Origin of the sequence: Streptomyces sp. NPDC058307, assembly GCF_042880295.1 — a bacterium.
Classification (GTDB): Bacteria; Actinomycetota; Actinomycetes; order Streptomycetales; family Streptomycetaceae; genus Streptomyces.
Window position 1 is genome coordinate 1 of sequence record NZ_JBHVYZ010000155.1, and the last position, 2,751, is coordinate 2,751.

The window sequence follows — 2,751 nt, forward strand, 5'->3', positions numbered from 1 at the left end:
CCGCCGATACGGAAAACCCACCGACCGCGACGTCACCAACGACAACGCCACATCACCCACAGACAACTCCGGCTGGCCAAGGGTGAACTCCCGCACCCGACTGGCCTGTTCGGTCAGCGCGGCCTCGGACCGCGCCGACAACACCCACGCCACAGGACCCGCATCGGGATCCTTGTCCTGCGCAGGAGCCTGATCGGACCCGAGAGCCTGGCCCTCTTCGAGGATGAGGTGGACGTTGGTCCCACTGATACCGAACCCCGAAACCCCCGCCCGCCGCGGACCCGAGGCAGCAATCCATTCGCGGGACTCGGTAAGCAGCTCCACCGAACCCGCAGCCCAGTCCACGTGGGTGGACGGCGCGTCCACGTGCAGCGTCCGGGGCAGTACGCCGTGCTGCATCGCCAGGACCATCTTCATGACCCCGGCCACCCCGGCCGCCGCCTGGGTGTGACCGATGTTCGACTTCACCGACCCCAGCCACAACGGACGGTCCCCATCACGACCCTGACCGTAAGTCGCGATCAGCGCCTGCGCCTCAATCGGATCACCCAGCGCCGTACCTGTGCCATGTGCCTCGACGACGTCCACGTCCCGGGCAGACAGCCCCGCACTGGCCAGAGCCTGCCGAATCACCCGCTGCTGGGAGGGACCATTCGGCGCCGTCAACCCATTCGACGCACCATCCTGATTGACCGCGCTGCCCCGCACCACCGCCAGAACACGATGCCCACGCGCACGCGCATCCGACAACCGCTCCAACACCACCATCCCAACGCCCTCACCCCACCCCGTACCATCCGCAGCATCAGCAAACGGCTTGCACCGGCCGTCCGCAGCCAACCCCCGCTGCCGGGCAAACTCGCTGAAGGTGGCCGGCGTCGCCATCACCGTCACACCACCCGCCAGCGCCATCCCGCACTCACCGGACCGCAACGCCTGCGCCGCAAGGTGAATCGCCGTCAACGACGACGAACACGCCGTATCCACCGACACCGCAGGACCCTGCAACCCCAAGCAATACGCCACCCGACCCGACGCCACACTCACCGTCGTACCGGTCATCCCATAGCCGCCGGCTCCATCTGCGTCGCCGACCCGATAACCCGAGGTGATGATTCCGGCGTAGACGCCGGCGTCGGAACCTCGCAGTGAGGTCGGATCGATCCCCGCGTCCTCCAGGGCCTCCCAGCAGGTCTCCAACAGGAGCCGCTGCTGGGGATCCATCGCCACAGCCTCACGCGGACTGATCCCGAAGAACTCCGCATCGAAATCACCAGCGCTATACACGAACCCGCCCAGAGCCGTGTACGCCGCACCGCTGTCGCGTTCAGAGTCACGAACAACGCCGTCAAGCGCCTCCATGTCCCAGCCTCGGTCGACGGGGAAGGGCGACATCGCGTCCGTCCCGCCCGCCACCAACCGCCAGAAGTCCTCCGGTCCCTCGACTCCGCCCGGGAAACGGCAGCCCATCCCCACAATCGCTATAGGCTCATCCGTGCCCGCGCGGACCGTCGGCGCTGCCGCCTGAGCAGTGGCATCCGCCAACTGGGGCAACAGCTGATCATGCAGGTATCCCGACAGCACTGTCGAACTTGGATAGTCGAAGACCAAAGTCGCTGGCAGCCGCAATCCAGTGGCTGTGGCGAGTCGGTTGCGCAGTTCGAGGGCGGTCAGGGAGTCGAAGCCCATGTCCCGGAACGCCTGCTGCGGTTCGACGTTCTCCGGCCTGGCATGTCCCAGGACGGCGGCGGCATGGGTGCGCACGATCTGCAGGACTGCCTGCTCCCGCTCGACCGCATTCAGCGCGGCCAGCTCGGCACCCAACCCTGCAGCGGCGGTGGCGGCACTCGCGGCCCTTCGTATCCCGGAGCTCCTGACCAGCTCCTGCAGCAGTGCCGGCAGGGGGCTGGTCCGGGAGAGCCCGGCCAATTCGAGCCGGGCGGGGATCAGCAGTGGTGCGGTCAGGCGCGTGGTGGCGTCGAAGAGGGCCAGGCCCTGTTCGGTGGTCATCGGCCGTATGCCGCTACGAGCCAGCCGGGACACGCCGGCGTCATTCAGATGTGCGGTCATGGTCGAGCGTTCCGCCCAGAGGCCCCAGGCCAGTGACTGACCTGCCAGCCCCTGAGCGCGGCGGTAGGCGGCCAGGGCGTCGAGGAAGGCGTTGGCCGCCGCATACCCGCTCTGCCCAGGACTGCCCAGAACCGCCGCCGCCGACGAATACAGAACGAAGCCCGCCAGGTTCATTCCCTGCGTGAGCTCGTGGAGGTTCCACGCCGCGTCGGCCTTCGCCGCCAGCACCGTGGCGATCCGCTGCGGAGTCAGCGACTCCACCGTGGCGTCATCGAGCACACCGGCAGCGTGCACCACCGCCGTCAAGGGATGCTCAGCTGCGACCCCGTGCAGCACCTCAGCCAACGCTTCACGACTTGCGGCGTCCGCAGCAACGATGCGCACTGTGGCGCCGAGTTCCCCCAGCTCCGCGACCAGCTCTTCCGCGCCGGGAGCCTGGGGTCCTTGGCGTGAGAGGAGCAGCAGGTGCCGCATGCCGCGGGTGGCCACCAGATGCCGGGCCAGCTCACGGCCCAGCGTCCCGGTGCCACCGGTGATCAACACCGTGCCCTGCGGATCCCACTGGGCAGGCAGGCGCAGGACGACCTTGCCCACATGCCTGGCAGCCTGCAGATGACGCAACGCCGCGACCGCCTGCGAGAACCCGAACCCGGTCACCGGCAACAACTCCAGCAACCCCGC

The 2,751-nt window shown here is 68.2% G+C and carries 1 protein-coding gene; it reads right to left on the reverse strand.

Annotated elements, in window-relative coordinates; translation table 11 throughout:
• The coding region (locus tag ACFVYN_RS41205; RefSeq protein WP_390008027.1) for an SDR family NAD(P)-dependent oxidoreductase at nt 1-2,751 on the reverse strand (2,751 nt) is incomplete at both ends.